The following is a 15,733-nucleotide window of genomic DNA, read 5'->3' as shown; positions in this document are numbered from 1 at the left end:
GGCCGCACACCGATCGGTGTGCGGCCCCGGTTTTTAATCCCGCGAGCGTGCGTGTTTGCACACCGACACGCCGCCGGGCCCGTACATCTGCGCACCCTCGGCGGCCGTCAGGAGGCGATCAGCCGGCGACCGGCGAGCGGGGAATCAACGAGGAGCGGAACCCGATCCGCTGCACCGAGCCCTCGGACTCCCGGCCGACCATTCCGCCCAGCGGCAGCTTCGAAATCCCCGCCGTGCTCGGCGCCGAGGGCGCCGAGCCCCACCCGCCGGGCACGGTGCTCGCATCCAGGGCGGGCAGCGGCGTCACCGACGAGACTGTCTCCGCCCACGTCGGCGGCACCGACAACGTCCCCAGGGAGGCCGCCTGGCCCACGCCCGCCGACGCGCCCTCGCCCAGCCCGGCCGACCCGAGCCCGCCCAGGTCCCCCGGTACGCCTGCGCCCTCGGCGCCGATGATCGAGCCGGCGCCCTCGAAGTCGAGCGACAGCCCGTACCCGTCGAAGCCGAGCCCGGCACCGTCGGCGCCCAAGCCGGCACCGTCGCCACCGAGGCCGGCGACGTCGGAGCCGAGGCCGAACACGTCGAGGATCGTCCCGCCCGCGTTTCCGTTGAGCAGAGCGGTGAGGCCGGACCCCAAGCCGGACAGGGCACTGGTCCCCGCGCTCGCGCCCTTGGCCGCGGTCTTGGACGTGCCGGTCACGCTCGACAGCGCGCTGAGCGGAGCCGAGATGCCCGACGAGCCGAGCGAAGCGGCGGTGCCGCCCACCGCGGCGGGCGATGCCGCCGACACCGACGTCGATCCCGGAGCCGCCAGGCTCTGCAGCGCCTGCGGCACCGAGGACATCACCTGCGTTGACGTGGACGAGACGTTGTTGCCGGTCGCCTGTGCGGCCGCACCGGCCTGTGCGGACGCACCGCCCGGATTGGTCGTCTGCGGCGGCGCCAAGAAGGTGCTGAATGTCGACGCTGCCGCCGAACTGGCCGCGTAGTTGTACATCGCGGTGGCGTCCTGCGCCCACATCTCGCTGTACTCGGCCTCGGTGGCCATGATGGCCGGAGTGTTCTGCCCGAACAGATTCGTCGCGATGAGCGCCATCAACTGGGCCCGGTTGACCGCGATCAGCGGGGGCGGCACCGTCATCGCATACGCAACCTCGTAGGCGCCCGCCGCGGCGGTGGCCTGATTGGCCGCCTGCTCGCACTGCTCGGCGGTCACGCGCATCCACACGACGTACGGCGCCACCGCGGCGGCCATCGACATCGAGGTCGGGCCCTGCCACTCCTGGGTCAACTCGGTGATCGCCGACTGGTAACCACCGGCGGCGGTGCTCAATTCAGCTGCCAGCGACTCCCACCCGGCGGACGCGGCCAACATCGTCGCCGGCCCCGGGCCCAAGTACATCCGCGCGGAGTTGACCTCCGGCGGCAACGCACCAAAATCCATGGTCTTCCTTCTTCATGAGTGTTTGCTGATATCGCGTGAACCGGCGAATCCGGGCGCCCTGACCGCTGAATGCGGCGCCCCCCGGTGGGCGAGCCGCGACACGGCGCCGAACGCGGGCGGCCGACGCCGGGCCAGCCCGGCGGGCGCTGAGGTGGGACCGGGTCGGGCGGGGCGCCCGCAGGCGGCGGGCGACGGCCGCCACCTGCCGCCACGAGTGGCGGCATCCACGGCGACGACAACGCCGGGGATGCGTGGGCCGCCCCGCGGGCAGGCGGGCGCCGACGGAGGTACGCGCCGCGGCACGTACCGGAGCGCCACCACCAAATACATTTCAAAACGCTGACATTCGTAACATCACTCAGCTCGCCATGGACCGAATCAGGGACGCCGTTGCCCCTTACCGCGGTGCGCCTTTTCGCGCGCCCCGACGGCATCCGCCGATGCGCGACATTCCCCGAAATCGAAAATTATTCGCAGGTGGTCGATTTGGATTGCCTAACCTCTGCAGGCGCCGCAGTCGAAACCAAGACCGCTGCGGTCCAGCATTTTTCGCAATCCGGCACACATCAACGTCACTCATCGAAATCATATAAGACACATATATGCGCGAGCGCGGCTGTGAGGAACGAAACAAACTGAACGTTTGAGATGTCTATGAGCTTCGTGACAACTGCATGTGGGCTTGGGAGAATGCAGGGACATGACTGCAATGTCGGGATACGCGGGTAACCAACGGCCACGCCAAGCCATATTGGGGCAGCTGCCCCGCATCTATCGTGCCGACGGATCGCCGATCCGGGTTTTGCTGGTCGATGACGAACCGGCGCTCACGAATCTGGTCAAGATGGCGCTGCACTACGAGGGCTGGGTCGTCGACATCGCGCACAACGGGCGTGAGGCGCTGGCCAAATTCGAGAAAGTCAGCCCCGACATCCTCGTCCTCGACATCATGCTTCCCGACGTGGACGGGCTGCGGATCCTGGAGCGGGTGCGCGGGTCGGATTCCTACACGCCCACGCTCTTCCTGACCGCGCGCGATTCGGTCATGGATCGAGTGACCGGGCTCACCGCGGGAGCCGACGACTACATGACGAAGCCGTTCAGCCTCGAGGAGCTGGTCGCCCGGCTGCGCGGATTGCTGCGCCGCTCCGGCCAGCAGACCCCACCGTCCGCCGCCGAGACGCTCAAGGTGGGCGACCTGCGCGTCGACACGGCCAGCCGGGAGGTGAACCGCGGCGGCACGCCGATATCGCTGTCTTCGACCGAATTCGAGTTGCTCCGCTTCCTCATGCGCAACCCACGCCGCGCACTGAGCCGCACGGAGATCCTCGACCGGGTGTGGAACTACGACTTCGCCGGGCGAACCAGCATCGTCGACCTTTACATCTCCTACCTGAGGAAGAAGATCGACTCGGGCCGCGAGCCGATGATCCATACCGTCCGCGGTGTCGGGTACATGCTGCGGCCGCCGGAATGACCGGCGAGATCCCTTCCGCCGCCAAGGACCGTCCCAGATGGCTTCCCCATTCGTTGCGACGCCAGCTGCTGCTGGGCGTGCTGGCCGTCGTCAGCGTCGTCCTGGTGACGGTGGGGGTCGTCTCGGTTCTCAGCCTGCGCGGCTACGTCACCGCGATGAGCGATGTCGACGTCGCGCAATCGCTTGACGCGCTGAGCAATTCGTACACGCGTTATCGCAGCGGAGAGCACAAATCGGCGGATCGCGGCACCACTCCGCCGATCGCCCAGGCGATGCTGGAGTTCACCGAACAGACGCCGGGCAACCTCATCGCCGTGCTGCACGACGGTGTGGTGATCGGTTCGGCGGTGTTCTCGGAGGATCAACCCAAACCTGCCCCGGCCGACGTCGTCCGAGCCATCCAGGCCCAACGCTGGGGCGGCGGTCCGCCGCGGACCGAGCGACTCGGTAGCCTGGGTTCCTACCGGGTGCAGAGCCGCGCCGCCGGAAGCGATCTGCTGGTCGTCGGGGTGTCGCTGAACCTCGCCGACCAGATCATCGTCCGCAAACAGGTCACCACCACAGCGCTCATCGCGGCGGCCCTGACCGTGACGGCCGCGCTGACCGTCTGGGTCGTCGGGTACACCCTGCGCCCGCTGCGCCGGCTCGCCGCGACCGCCGCCGAGGTGGCCGCCATGCCGCTCACCGACGGTGACCATCGAATCAGCGCGCGGGTCCCGCCGCCGGACACCGATCCGGGCAACGAGGTGGGGATCGTCGGGCACACCCTGAACCGGCTGCTGAACAACGTGGACGGCGCGCTGGCGCATCGCGCCGAATCCGACCTGCGCATGCGCCAATTCATCACCGACGCCAGCCACGAGCTGCGCACCCCGCTGGCGGCGATCCAGGGTTATGCCGAACTGACCCGTCAGGACAGCGAAGCGCTGCCGCCGACCACCGAATATGCCTTGGCCCGAATCGAATCCGAGGCGCGGCGAATGACGTTGCTGGTCGACGAGCTCCTGCTGCTGTCGCGCCTGGGCGAGGGCCAGGACCTGGAAACCGACGACGTCGACCTGACCGATGTCGTCGACGACGCGGTGAACGACGCGGCGGTCGCGGCGCCGACTCACCGCTGGGTGAAGAACCTGCCGGACACGCCCGTTTGGGTCCGCGGCGACCATGCCCGGCTGCACCAACTGGTCAGCAACCTGCTCAGCAACGCCCGCCTGCACACCCCACCCGGGGTGACCGTGACCACCGGCATCACATGCCTGCGCACCGGCCCCGAAGCGCCCTGCGCGGAGCTGACCGTCGCCGACGACGGGCCCGGGATCGATGCCGCGCTCCTCCCCCGGTTGTTCGAACGGTTCGTCCGGGCGGATGCGTCGCGCTCCAACGGCTCGGGCATCGGCCTGGGGCTGGCCATCGTGAGCTCGATCGTCAAAGCGCACGAGGGCTCCGTCACCGCCGAATCCATCCCCGGCAGAACGACTTTCCGAGTGCGATTACCGATGATCGACGGACCCGCGAACGCGGGCTAGTGTGACAGCGTCGCTGCCGCGCTGCGCGGTCGCCGCATCTGGAAAAGCGCTTCAGACGCGGGCGATCCTCCCGAGACGGTCGTACGCCTCCCACCAGACGGCCTCACGCTCGACCAACGAGATCGCACCCTTGCCCACGGCACGGTCGGCTTGGGTCAACATGCTGACCACGACCGCCCATTCGGTGTATTTGCGTAGTTCGCCGGCGTCGATGCTGCCGGGCAAGAGGATGGCCGACAGGGACCGGACGTGCACTCGGGGTGGCCCGGCCCGCAGGAAGAGCAACGCCCCGATCAAGACGTAGGCGAACACGGCATACTTCAGCACCGTATCGGGTGGGGCCGCGGCGCCGCCGAGGAACAGGATCGCCAGCAGCCCCAGCACGGCGCCGGTTGCCGGCCATCCCCGCCACATCCGCGCGAGCCGCCGATCGGCGGTGCTGCTTCCCGGGGGATAAACGATCAACCGGTAGTGCCGAACGTCGTATCTGCCGACCGTGGCATCGAACGATCCCCACTGATGGGTACCGTCGAGCAGCCGCAACCACCACCGGGGCGCCGCCGGTACGCTCTGGGTGGGTTGTAGCACAACCTGTTCGGGGTGTCGCGGCACGGTTCTTCGCACACACCCGGGTCTACGCCCGATTCACGACGCATGGGACTCGTCCAAACAACTTCTATACGCTCCCCGGCCGATCGTTTACGTCACCCTATCGACGCGGCGGGCGCTCAAGGGGCCGGCATTGGGGACCGGCGACGGACCGTAAAGGAACCGTAAATGCACACGTCGCCGCCGTTAGGAAACTGTCAACCAAAGGCCCTATCCGGCGATCCGTGTCTAGTTTCAAGCTGACCTTGCCTCCGAGTACGGCATTGTGGCCTGACTCGACGAGGCCTTTTCGTATGCACGTCGACTGGCGGGGAACGGAGACGAGATGGGCGTGTTGGTGTACATCGTGCTCACGGTGGCGGTGTTCGCCATACTGGGCCTGGTGGAGAAAGCGGTCGAGCGGCTGTGAGCTACGAAAACATCGTTGGCTTGGCGCTTTCGGTACTGCTCGCGGTCTTCCTGGGGTGCGCCCTGCTGTTCCCCGAGAGGTTCTAGTGAGCGCAACAGCAGCAGGGATCGTCTTTCTCCTCACCCTTGTCGTGGCGCTGGCCCTGGTGCATGTGCCGCTGGGCGACTACATGTTTCGCGTGTACACGTCGGAGCGTGACTCGTCCGTCGAACGCTTGGTGTACCGGCTGATCGGGGTCGATGCGCGGTCCGAGCAGACGTGGGGGGCTTATGCCCGAAGCGTGCTGGCGTTCTCGTCCATCAGCGTCCTGTTCCTGTTCGTCTTTCAGCTCGTGCAGGGCAAATTGCCGTTGCACCTGCACGACCCGGCCACGCAGATGACGCCGGGACTGGCGTGGAACACCGCGGTCAGCTTCGTCACGAACACCAACTGGCAGGCCTACTCCGGCGAGTCGACGCAGGGCCACCTGGTGCAGATGGCGGGCCTCGCGGTGCAGAACTTTGTCTCGGCGGCCGTCGGGATGGCGGTGGCGATAGCGCTGGTCCGCGGCTTCGCCCGCAAGCGCACCGGCGACCTGGGTAACTTCTGGGTCGACCTGGTGCGCACCGTGCTGCGCATCCTGCTGCCCATTTCGGTCGTCGCCGCGATCCTGCTGATCGCCGGTGGCGCGATCCAAAACTTCCACCTGCACGATCAGGTCGCGACCACCCTGGGCGGCGCCCAGCAGACGATCACCGGCGGCCCGGTGGCCAGCCAGGAGGCGATCAAGGAGCTCGGCACCAACGGCGGCGGCTTCTACAACGCGAACTCCGCGCACCCCTTCGAGAACCCGACGACGTGGACCAACTGGATGGAGATCTTCCTGCTGCTGGTGATCAGCTTCTCGTTGCCGCGCACGTTCGGGCGCATGGTGGGCAGCACCAAGCAGGGCTACGCGATCGCATCGGTCATGGCGACGCTGTACGCGATCAGCGTGTCCTTCATGATGTGGTTCCAGCTGCAGCACCACGGCACGGTGCCGACCGCGGTCGGGTCGGCCTTCGAGGGCGTCGAACAGCGGTTCGGCGTCGCCGACTCCGCGGTATTCGCCGACTCGACGACGCTCACCTCGACCGGTGCCGTCGATTCGTTCCACGACTCGTACACCAGCCTCGGCGGGATGATGGCGCTGTTCAACATGCAGCTCGGTGAGGTCGCTCCCGGCGGCACCGGCTCGGGGCTTTACGGCATGCTGATCCTGGCGGTGATCACGGTGTTCGTTGCCGGACTGATGGTCGGGCGCACCCCGGAATACCTGGGCAAGAAGATCAACCCACGCGAAATCAAGCTCGCCGCAAGCTATTTCCTGGTCACCCCGCTGATCGTGCTGACCGGGACCGCGATCGCGATGGCGCTGCCCGGCGAACGCGCCAGCATGCTCAACACCGGCCCGCATGGGTTGTCGGAGGTGCTGTACGCGTTCACCTCCGCCGCGAATAACAACGGCTCGGCGTTCGCCGGGATCGGCGTTAACACCAACTGGTACAACACCGCGCTCGGATTGGCGATGGTCTTCGGGCGGTTCCTCCCGATGGTGCTCGTCCTGGCGCTGGCCGGTTCGCTCGCCAAGCAGGGCCACACGCCCGAATCGGCGGGCACCCTGCCCACCCACCGTCCGCAGTTCGTGGGAATGGTCGCAGGCGTCACGGTGATCCTCGTTGCCCTCACTTTCCTGCCCATGCTTGCGCTCGGGCCTCTCGCTGAAGGAATCCACTGATGACCGCGACCGCCGTCGATTCGTCCGAGCAGACGCAGCCCGCGACTCCCACAGAGAAGAAGCGGGTCCAGGGCGGCCTGCTCGATCCGAAGATGCTGTGGAAGTCGGCCCCGGATGCGCTGCGCAAGCTCGACCCGCGCACCTTGTGGCGCAACCCGGTGATGTTCATCGTCGAAATCGGCGCCGCCTGGAGCACCGTGTTGGCGGTCATCAACGAAACCTGGTTCGCCTGGTTGATTGTCGTCTGGCTGTGGCTGACCGTGCTCTTCGCGAACCTCGCGGAGGCGGTCGCCGAGGGGCGGGGCAAGGCACAGGCGGAAACGCTACGCCGCGCCAAAACCCAGACCCTGGCCCGGCGGCTCAAGGACTGGATTCCGGGCGGGCCCGCCGTCGAGGAAGAGGTCGCGGCGCCGCTGCTGCAACAGGGCGACGTCGTCGTGGTCGAGGCCGGACAGGTCATTCCGGGCGACGGCGACGTGGTGGAGGGCATTGCCTCGGTGGACGAATCCGCGATCACGGGCGAATCCGCGCCGGTGATCCGCGAGTCCGGCGGCGACCGTTCGGCGGTCACCGGCGGCACCACCGTGCTGAGCGACCGCATCGTCGTGAAGATCACCCAGAAGCCGGGCGAAAGCTTCATCGACCGGATGATCGCGCTCGTCGAGGGCGCCAACCGGCAGAAGACCCCGAACGAGATCGCGCTGAACATCCTGCTGGCCGCGTTGACGGTCATCTTCGTGTTCGCCGTCGCGACCCTGCAGCCCCTGGCGATCTACTCCAAGGCGAACAACCCGGGCGTTCCGGACACCCAGGCGCTCAACGCAAGTGGTGTCACCGGGATCGTGATGGTTTCGCTGCTGGTGTGCCTGATCCCCACCACGATCGGCGCGCTGCTGTCGGCCATCGGCATCGCCGGCATGGACCGGCTGGTACAGCGCAACGTGCTGGCGATGTCCGGGCGCGCGGTGGAGGCCGCCGGCGACGTCAACACGTTGCTGCTCGACAAGACCGGCACCATCACGCTGGGCAACCGGCAGGCCGGCGCATTCGTCCCTCTCGACGGCGTCACCAATGAACACCTCGCCGACGCGGCGCAATTGTCCAGCCTGGCCGACGAAACGCCGGAGGGACGCTCGATCGTCGTATTCGCCAAGCAACACTTCGGGCTGCGCGAGCGCGCTCATGGCGAACTCGCGCACGCCCATTGGGTGGAGTTCTCCGCCTCGACGCGAATGTCCGGGGTCGACCTCGGCGGCCACCAACTACGCAAGGGCGCGGCCAGCTCCGTCGCGGAATGGGTGCGCGGGCAGGGCGGAAAGGTGCCGACGCAGCTCGGTGAGATCGTCGACGGCATCTCCGCCGGCGGTGGCACTCCGCTGGTCGTCGGCGAGTGCATCAACGGCGAAGCCGCGCTGCTCGGCGTCATCCACCTCAAGGACGTCGTCAAGCAGGGCATGCGCGAGCGCTTCGACGAGATGCGCAAGATGGGCATTCGCACCGTCATGATCACCGGCGATAACCCGTTGACGGCCAAGGCGATTGCCGACGAGGCGGGAGTCGACGACTTCCTCGCGGAGGCCACACCGGAGGACAAGCTGGCGCTGATCAAGCGTGAGCAGGAGGGCGGCAAGCTGGTCGCGATGACCGGCGACGGCACCAACGACGCGCCGGCGCTCGCTCAGGCCGACGTGGGCGTGGCGATGAACACCGGAACCTCGGCGGCCAAAGAGGCCGGCAACATGGTCGATCTCGACTCCGACCCGACCAAGCTCATCGAGATCGTCGAGATCGGCAAGCAGCTGTTGATCACCCGCGGCGCGCTCACCACGTTCTCCATCGCCAACGACATCGCGAAGTACTTCGCGATCATCCCGGCCATGTTCGTCGCGCTATTCCCCGGCCTGGACATGATCAACATCATGCGGTTGCACAGCCCGGAATCGGCCATCCTTTCGGCGGTGATCTTCAACGCGATCATCATCGTGGCGCTGATCCCGCTGTCGCTTCGCGGCGTGCGATACACACCAAGCAGCGCGTCAAAACTGTTGAGCCGCAACCTCTATGTCTATGGCTTGGGCGGCATCGTGGCCCCGTTCATCGGCATCAAGCTCATCGACCTCATCGTCCAATTCGTCCCCGGGATGTCCTGACATGAAGTTCTCCAGTTTCGTTCGCATGCATTGGGCGGCCTTCCGGGCGCTGCTGGTGCTCACCGTGATCACCGGGCTCGGCTACCCGCTGGTGATCTGGCTGCTCGCGCAGCTGCCGGGCCTGCACGACAACGCCGAGGGATCGATCCTGACGGCCAACGGCAGGCAGGTCGGCAGCCGGCTGATCGGTCAGCTGTTCACCGACAAGGACGGCAACACGCTGCCGCAGTACTTCCAGAGCCGCCCCTCTGCGGCCGGTAACGGCTATGACCCGCTGAACACGAGCGCGAGCAACCTCGGGCCGGAAAGCATCGTCGACACCGCCGCGGACCCGGCCCAACTGGCCGCCGGCAAGTCCGCGTCGGACGCGGGCTTCAAGCCCAGCCTGCTGACGCAGGTGTGCACGCGCAGCACGGCCGTGGGACAACTCGAGGGCGTCAGCGGGTCGCGTCCGTTCTGCACCGGTGGCGGTGTCGGTGCGGTGCTGTCGGTGATCGGCACACGCGACGCCCGCGGCAACGTCGTCCACCCGACCCGGGTGGTCAGCGTCAACGAGCCGTGCCAGTCGACGTCGGCGCCGTTCCTGACGATGTACGAGGGCGTGCGGGTCGAGTGCGCAAAGTACGGCGAGGACTACTCGATCGGCCAGATCGTGCCCGTCCGCGGGGCCGCCTCCGCCAACCCGGCCGTCCCCGCCGACGCGGTCACCGCCAGCGGCAGCGGCCTGGACCCGAACATCTCCGCGGCCTACGCCGACATCCAGGTCGCCCGGGTGGCAAAGGCCCGGCATGTCAGCCCCGACCAGGTCCGGGCGGTCCTGGCGCGGTACCGCACCGGCCGCGACCTCGGCTTCTTGGGCGAGCCGACGGTGAACGTGCTGCAGCTCAACCTGCAACTCGACCACCAGTATCCGGTTAGCGGCTGACGCGAGGGTGGATGATGGTTGACGTGAGCCCCCTCGACCACCATCCCAAGCGCGGTGAACTGCGCATCTACCTCGGTGCGGCCCCGGGGGTGGGCAAGACGTACGCGATGCTGGGCGAGGCACATCGGCGGCTGGAGCGCGGCACCGACCTGGTGGCGGGCGTGATCGAGACCCACGGGCGGGCGAAAACCGGTGAGCTGCTTGAAGGTATCGAGATCATCCCGCCGCGCTGCATCGACTATCGGGGCAGCACCTTTCGCGAGCTCGACGTGCCCGCCGTGCTGGCGCGGCACCCGCAGGTCGTCCTGGTGGACGAGCTGGCCCACACGAACACCCCCGGGAGCAAGAACGCCAAGCGCTGGCAGGACGTCGAGGAGCTGCTGGACGCCGGCATCACGGTAATCTCCACCGTCAACGTCCAGCACCTGGAAAGCCTCAACGACGTCGTCGCGCAGATCACCGGCATCGAGCAGAAGGAGACGATCCCCGACTCCATCGTCCGCCAGGCGGCGCAGGTCGAGCTCATCGACATCACACCGGAGGCGCTGCGCCGCAGGCTTTCTCACGGCAACGTTTACGCCCCCGAACGCATCGATGCGGCCCTGTCGAACTACTTTCGCCGCGGGAACCTCACCGCGCTGCGGGAATTGGCGCTGCTGTGGCTGGCCGACCAAGTCGACACGGCGCTGGCGAAGTACCGCGCCGAGAACAAGATCACGGCCACCTGGGAGGCCCGCGAACGGGTCGTCGTGGCCGTCACCGGCGGCCCGGAGTCTGAAACGTTGGTGCGACGCGCTTCTCGCATCGCGTCGAAGTCCAGCGCCGAACTGATGGTGGTGCACGTGGTCCGCGGCGACGGTCTCGCGGGGCTGTCCGAGCGCAGAATGAGCAAGATTCGCGAGCTCGCCAACAGCCTCGACGCGTCGCTGCACACCGTCGTCGGCGACGACGTGCCCGCCGCCCTGCTGGATTTCGCCCGGGAGAACAACGCGACCCAGCTGGTGATCGGCACCTCCCGCCGGCCACGGTGGGCGCGCATCTTCGACGAGGGCATCGGCCAGACCATCGTCGAACGGTCCGGAAAGATCGACGTGCACATGGTCACCCACGAGGAGTCCAAGCGCGGCCTCAGGGCGTCGGCGCCGTCCCCCCGTGAGCGACGGGTGATTTCGTGGGTGGCGGCCGTCGTCGTCCCGTCGGCGATCTGTGCGGTCACGGTGACCCTGCTGGATCCGTACCTGCAAACCGCCGGCGAGAGCGCGCTGTTCTTCGTCGGGGTGCTGGTCGTCGGCCTGCTGGGAGGCGTTGCGCCGGCGATCCTTTCGGCGGTGCTGTCCAGCCTGCTGCTGAACTACTTCCTGACCGCCCCGAGGTACACCTTCACGATCGCCGAACCCAATGCCGCCGTGACCGAAGTGGTCCTGCTGCTCGTCGCGGTGGCCGTCGCGGTCCTGGTTGACGGCGCGACCAAACGCACACGCGAGGCCCGGCGCGCCTCGCAGGAGGCCGAACTGCTGACGCTGTTCGCCGGGTCCGTGCTGCGCGGCGCCGACCTCGAGACGCTCCTGGAACGGGTGCGGGAGACGTACTCGCAGCGGGCGGTGTCGATGTTGCGGGAACCCACCGAGGACGAGCGGGCCAACGGGCAGAAGAGCTACGTCGTCGCCTGCGTGGGCAGCGACCCCTGCGAGACCGTCGATTCGGCCGACACCGCGATCGAGGTCGGCGACGACGAGTTCTGGATGCTGTTGGCCGGGCGGAAGCTGTTCGCGCGTGACCGGCGGGTGCTCGGTGCGGTCGCCAAGCAGGCGGCGGGTCTGATCAGGCAGGAGGAGCTCGCCAAGGAGGCCAGTCGCTCCCAGGCGATCGTCCAGGCCGACGAGCTGCGGCGCTCCCTGCTGTCGGCGGTGAGCCACGACCTCCGGACGCCGCTGGCGGCGGCCAAGGTCGCGGTGTCCAGCCTGCGGGCCGAGGACGTCGCGTTCTCCGCCGAGGACACCGCGGAGCTGTTGGCCACCATCGAGGAATCGATCGACCAGCTGACCGCGCTCGTCGGCAACCTGCTCGACTCCTCGCGGCTGGCGGCCGGTGTCGTGCAGCCGGAGCTGCGGCGGGTGTACCTCGAGGAGACCGTGCAGCGCGCGCTGGTCAGCATCGGCAAGGGCGCCACCGGCTTCTACCGATCCGCCATCGACCGCGTCAAGGTCGACGTCGGCGACGCCGTGGTGCTGGCCGACCCGGGGCTGTTGGAACGTGTCTTTGCCAACCTGATCGACAACGCCCTGCGCTATGCGCCCAACTGCGTTGTGCGGGTGAACGCCGGGCGGGTGGGGAACCGCGTGCTGATCAACGTCATCGACGAGGGCCCCGGAATCCCGCACGGGACCGAGGATCAGATCTTCGAGGCGTTCCAGCGGCTGGGCGATCACGACAACACGACCGGGGTCGGGCTGGGAATGTCGGTGGCGCGGGGCTTTGTCGAAGCGATGGGCGGCACGATCGCGGCCGGTGACACCCCGGGCGGTGGAGTGACCGTGGTGGTCGAGCTGGCCGCGCCGCAGGGGTCCCTATGACCCGCGTGCTGGTGATCGACGACGAGCCGCACATCCTGCGCGCGCTGCGCATCAACCTGTCCGTGCGGGGGTACGAGGTGATCACCGCCGCAACCGGGGCGGGGGCGTTGCGGGCCGCGGCCGAACACAAGCCGGACGTGGTGATCCTCGACCTGGGGCTGCCCGACATCTCGGGCATCGAGGTGCTGGCGGGCCTGCGCGGCTGGCTCAACGCCCCGGTGATCGTGTTGTCGGCGCGCTCGGACTCCTCGGACAAAGTGGAGGCCCTCGACGCCGGCGCCGACGACTACGTCACAAAACCCTTTGGGATGGACGAGTTTCTGGCCCGGCTGCGTGCGGCGGTGCGGCGCAATGCGGCGGCGTCGGAGACGGACGAACCCGTCGTGGAGACCGACGCCTTCACCGTCGACCTGGCCGCCAAGAAGGTCACCAAGGACGGCGCCGAGGTGCACCTGACCCCGACCGAGTGGGGCATGCTCGAGGTGCTGGTGCGCAATCGCGGGAAGCTGGTCGGCCGCGAGGAGCTGCTCAAGGAGGTGTGGGGCCCGGCGTACGCGACCGAAACCCATTACCTGCGGGTGTATTTGGCCCAGCTGCGGCGCAAACTCGAGGACGACCCGTCGCATCCCAAGCATCTGCTGACCGAGTCCGGCATGGGATACCGCTTCGAGGCGTGAGGTTGCGCCCCCGCCGAACGTCGGGTCGTTGTGGTCAGCGCAGAGTTTTCAGCGCAACAACTCGACGCTCGGCGCTGCGGTTTCGTGGGCGCTCGCGTCGTCAATCGCAGATGGACAGCACGATGCCGTCCAAGATGTCGTGTTCGCTCACGGTCAGCTCGTCGATGCCGGCTCGGTCGCGCAACTCGCGCGCCAACTCCTCGACCACGATCGCTCCCCCGGCGATGACGTCGGCCCGGCCCTCGTGCATCGGCCCCAGGGCGGCGCGCCGGGCCCGCGTCATGCCGATCAGCCGCTCGCACACCGCCAGCAGGTCGCCGCCGGACACTCGCGAAAGATGAATGGCCTCGGAGTCGTAAGTCGCCATGTTGTGGGCGAGCGCCGACAGCGTGGTCATCGTTCCGGCCACTCCCACCCAGGTACGTGCGCGTTCCACGGGCACCACCCCCAGCGCGACGTCGAGACGCTCACGCACCACCGCGCGCGCGGCCGCGACCTCGTCCGGCGTCGGCGGATCGGCGTGCAGGCAGCGCTCGGTCAACCGGACGCAACCGATGTCGGCCGAGTAGCTCGCCACCACGGCGTCGCCCCCGAGCACGATCTCGGTCGAGCCGCCGCCGAGGTCGACCACCACGAACGGGGCTGCCGCACTGTCCAATTCGCCGACGGCCCCGCGAAAGGACAGCGAGGCCTCCTCGGCGCCGGTGATCACCTCCGCCACCGTGCCGGGCAACACGGCGCCCAGCACGTCGGCGGTCATCGCGAAGAACTCGTCCCGATTGGCCACGTCACGCGCGGCGGACGTCGCCACCATGCGCGCCCGTTCGACGTTGTGCGCCCGGAGCAGATCCGCGTAGTCGGCCAACGCCACGCGGGTCCGCTCGATCGCCTCGGGCGCGAACTGACCGGTCGCGTCGACGCCCTGACCCAGCCGGACGATCCGCGTCTCGCGGTGCACATCGCTCAGCCGCCCGCCATCGGCATCGGCGATGAGCAGTCGAATCGAGTTGGTGCCGCAGTCGATCCCGGCGAGCCTGGTCGCGCTCACCATTGCCCCGGCACCAGGATCCCGACCATCGCCGGCTCGGGCGCCAGCGCCGCCAGCGCCTCGTCGCCGAGCGGGTTGCATCCGGGGCCCTTGGCCAGCGAATGGGCGATCAACACGTGCAGGCACTTGACCCGGTCCGGCATGCCGCCGCCGGAGAAGGTGGTGCCCAGCGGCTCGATTGCGTCGCGCTCGGCCAGATACGACTCGTGGGCGCGCCGATAGGCGGCCGCCAAAGCGGCGTCCCGGCAGAGGCGTTCGGTCATCTCCCGCATCAGTCCCGTCGTCTCCAGGCGGCTCGCGGCCGCGGTCAGCACCGGATGCGTCAGGTAGTACAGAGTGGGAAACGGCGTCCCGTCGGGAAGTCTCGGCGCCGTCTTCACCACGGCGGGTTCGCCATTGGGGCAGCGGTACGCGACCTCCAGCACGCCGCGCGGCTCACGCCCGAGCTGCCGCGCCACCGCTTCCAGGTCGGCACGGTCAACCACCGGGACCCGCGGGGGTCGGCGCGGCCGGCGCGGCTGGCGCCTCGGACGGGGCGGCCGGCGGCAAGTGTGGCGCGTCGGCGACGGTATGCCACAGGGCGGTGTACCACGGCTCGTTCTTCGCGGGTTTGCCTGTCTCCGAACCCGGTTGGGACGGCACGGCGGCGGTCGGGGGCAGCTGGACCTGAAACGGAATGTCCCCAGGCATGACGAACCCCAGCCGCTCGCGCGCCTGGGCCGCGATATAGGCGGGATCGCCGAGTTTGCTTTTCTTCTGTTCGAGTTCCGAGATCTGACGGCGCAGCGACGCCTCGCTGGCCGACAGCTGTTGCATCTCGGTGCGCTGCGCGAAGTAGGTGCGCACCGGTCCGGCGATGGTCAGCGTCAGCACGCAGACCACCGCGGCCAGCACCGCCGCGCGCCGGGCGGTGAAACCCAGCCGCTGATCGGACCGCTGCTCCACCGACTCGGCGGCCTGACGCTTGATGGGCTCGACGACATGCTCCTGCAGCGAGCGAGCCGGGGCGCGGCCGGCCGTCTGCGAGGGCTTCGACGACGGCTTGGCCGAACGCCGGCGCCGAACCGAGTCGCCGCCCTTACCCGGGCGCGATGCCGGGGAGCGTCTCTTCGGATCGGGCTTGGCCGCCAAACTATTTC

The 15,733-nt window shown here is 68.3% G+C and carries 13 protein-coding genes; 8 read left to right on the top strand and 5 right to left on the bottom strand.

The window, feature by feature from the left end; genetic code table 11:
- Window positions 1-118 precede the first annotated feature (118 nt).
- Window positions 119-1,444, bottom strand: a complete 1,326-nt coding sequence (locus SKC42_RS23275; RefSeq protein WP_330966610.1) for a PPE family protein — start codon at window positions 1,442-1,444, stop codon at window positions 119-121.
- Window positions 1,445-2,144: 700 nt separating this feature from the next.
- Here SKC42_RS23275 and SKC42_RS23270 point away from each other — a divergent pair.
- On the top strand, window positions 2,145-2,921 hold the full coding sequence (locus tag SKC42_RS23270) for a response regulator transcription factor (protein WP_330966609.1): 777 nt from the start codon (window positions 2,145-2,147) through the stop codon (window positions 2,919-2,921).
- Window positions 2,918-4,447 (top strand): sensor histidine kinase, encoded by a 1,530-nt coding sequence (locus SKC42_RS23265; protein WP_330966608.1) that lies wholly within the window; start codon window positions 2,918-2,920, stop codon window positions 4,445-4,447. The genes SKC42_RS23270 and SKC42_RS23265 overlap by 4 nt, the downstream gene beginning before the upstream one ends.
- 51 nt (window positions 4,448-4,498) lie before the next feature.
- Here SKC42_RS23265 and SKC42_RS23260 read toward each other — a convergent pair whose 3' ends face one another.
- Window positions 4,499-5,071 carry a DUF6611 family protein gene (locus tag SKC42_RS23260; protein WP_330966607.1) on the bottom strand — a complete coding sequence of 191 codons (573 nt, stop codon included), beginning with the start codon at window positions 5,069-5,071 and terminating at the stop codon, window positions 4,499-4,501.
- A gap of 390 nt (window positions 5,072-5,461) precedes the next feature.
- On the opposite strand from SKC42_RS23260, the gene kdpF reads away from it, so the two are divergent.
- Genes kdpF through SKC42_RS23230 form a run of 6 tightly spaced genes read left to right on the top strand, consistent with a single transcriptional unit; the run spans window position 5,462 to window position 13,546 of the window.
- Window positions 5,462-5,551: a K(+)-transporting ATPase subunit F gene (gene kdpF, locus SKC42_RS23255; protein ID WP_330966606.1), complete on the top strand. Its 90-nt coding sequence runs from the start codon at window positions 5,462-5,464 to the stop codon at window positions 5,549-5,551.
- Window positions 5,551-7,221: a potassium-transporting ATPase subunit KdpA gene (gene kdpA / locus SKC42_RS23250; protein WP_330966605.1), complete on the top strand. Its 1,671-nt coding sequence runs from the start codon at window positions 5,551-5,553 to the stop codon at window positions 7,219-7,221. Before kdpF ends, kdpA begins: the two co-directional genes overlap by 1 nt.
- Window positions 7,221-9,371, top strand: a complete 2,151-nt coding sequence (gene kdpB / locus SKC42_RS23245) for a potassium-transporting ATPase subunit KdpB (protein ID WP_330966604.1) — start codon at window positions 7,221-7,223, stop codon at window positions 9,369-9,371. The genes kdpA and kdpB overlap by 1 nt, the downstream gene beginning before the upstream one ends.
- A gap of 1 nt (window position 9,372) precedes the next feature.
- On the top strand, window positions 9,373-10,296 hold the full coding sequence (locus tag SKC42_RS23240; RefSeq protein ID WP_330966603.1) for a potassium-transporting ATPase subunit C: 924 nt from the start codon (window positions 9,373-9,375) through the stop codon (window positions 10,294-10,296).
- Between the two features lie 11 nt (window positions 10,297-10,307).
- A complete protein-coding gene (locus SKC42_RS23235) occupies window positions 10,308-12,869 on the top strand; it encodes a sensor histidine kinase KdpD (RefSeq protein WP_330966602.1) in 2,562 nt (853 codons plus the stop codon).
- Complete coding sequence (locus tag SKC42_RS23230) at window positions 12,866-13,546, top strand: response regulator (RefSeq protein WP_330966601.1); 681 nt, start codon at window positions 12,866-12,868, stop codon at window positions 13,544-13,546. Before SKC42_RS23235 ends, SKC42_RS23230 begins: the two co-directional genes overlap by 4 nt.
- A gap of 100 nt (window positions 13,547-13,646) precedes the next feature.
- Here the strand turns inward: SKC42_RS23230 and SKC42_RS23225 are convergent, their stop codons facing one another.
- From SKC42_RS23225 to SKC42_RS23215, 3 genes are read right to left on the bottom strand one after another with little or no spacing between them, the layout of a single operon-like run.
- Window positions 13,647-14,594 (bottom strand): Ppx/GppA phosphatase family protein, encoded by a 948-nt coding sequence (locus SKC42_RS23225; RefSeq protein WP_330966600.1) that lies wholly within the window; start codon window positions 14,592-14,594, stop codon window positions 13,647-13,649.
- The gene (locus SKC42_RS23220) at window positions 14,591-15,079 is read right to left on the bottom strand and encodes a DUF501 domain-containing protein (RefSeq protein ID WP_330966599.1); all 489 of its coding nucleotides are present in this window, start codon (window positions 15,077-15,079) and stop codon (window positions 14,591-14,593) included. The genes SKC42_RS23225 and SKC42_RS23220 overlap by 4 nt, the downstream gene beginning before the upstream one ends.
- Window positions 15,072-15,725 carry an FtsB family cell division protein gene (locus SKC42_RS23215; RefSeq protein WP_330966598.1) on the bottom strand — a complete coding sequence of 218 codons (654 nt, stop codon included), beginning with the start codon at window positions 15,723-15,725 and terminating at the stop codon, window positions 15,072-15,074. The genes SKC42_RS23220 and SKC42_RS23215 overlap by 8 nt, the downstream gene beginning before the upstream one ends.
- Between the last annotated feature and the right edge of the window lie 8 nt (window positions 15,726-15,733).

The organism is Mycobacterium sp. 050134 (genome assembly GCF_036409085.1).
Classification (GTDB): domain Bacteria; phylum Actinomycetota; class Actinomycetes; order Mycobacteriales; family Mycobacteriaceae; genus Mycobacterium.
This window is presented reverse-complemented; position numbering and strand designations above follow the sequence as displayed.

Bases quoted from the DNA above. Each gene is read 5' to 3' on its own strand.
- SKC42_RS23270 (WP_330966609.1), top strand. From the start codon at position 2,145: ATGACTGCAATGTCGGGATACGCGGGTAACCAACGGCCACGCCAAGCC.
- SKC42_RS23265 (WP_330966608.1), top strand. From the start codon at position 2,918: ATGACCGGCGAGATCCCTTCCGCCGCCAAGGACCGTCCCAGATGGCTT.
- SKC42_RS23235 (WP_330966602.1), top strand. From the start codon at position 10,308: ATGATGGTTGACGTGAGCCCCCTCGACCACCATCCCAAGCGCGGTGAA.
- SKC42_RS23240 (WP_330966603.1), top strand. From the start codon at position 9,373: ATGAAGTTCTCCAGTTTCGTTCGCATGCATTGGGCGGCCTTCCGGGCG.
- kdpB (WP_330966604.1), top strand. From the start codon at position 7,221: ATGACCGCGACCGCCGTCGATTCGTCCGAGCAGACGCAGCCCGCGACT.
- SKC42_RS23230 (WP_330966601.1), top strand. From the start codon at position 12,866: ATGACCCGCGTGCTGGTGATCGACGACGAGCCGCACATCCTGCGCGCG.
- SKC42_RS23275 (WP_330966610.1), bottom strand. From the start codon at position 1,444: ATGGATTTTGGTGCGTTGCCGCCGGAGGTCAACTCCGCGCGGATGTAC.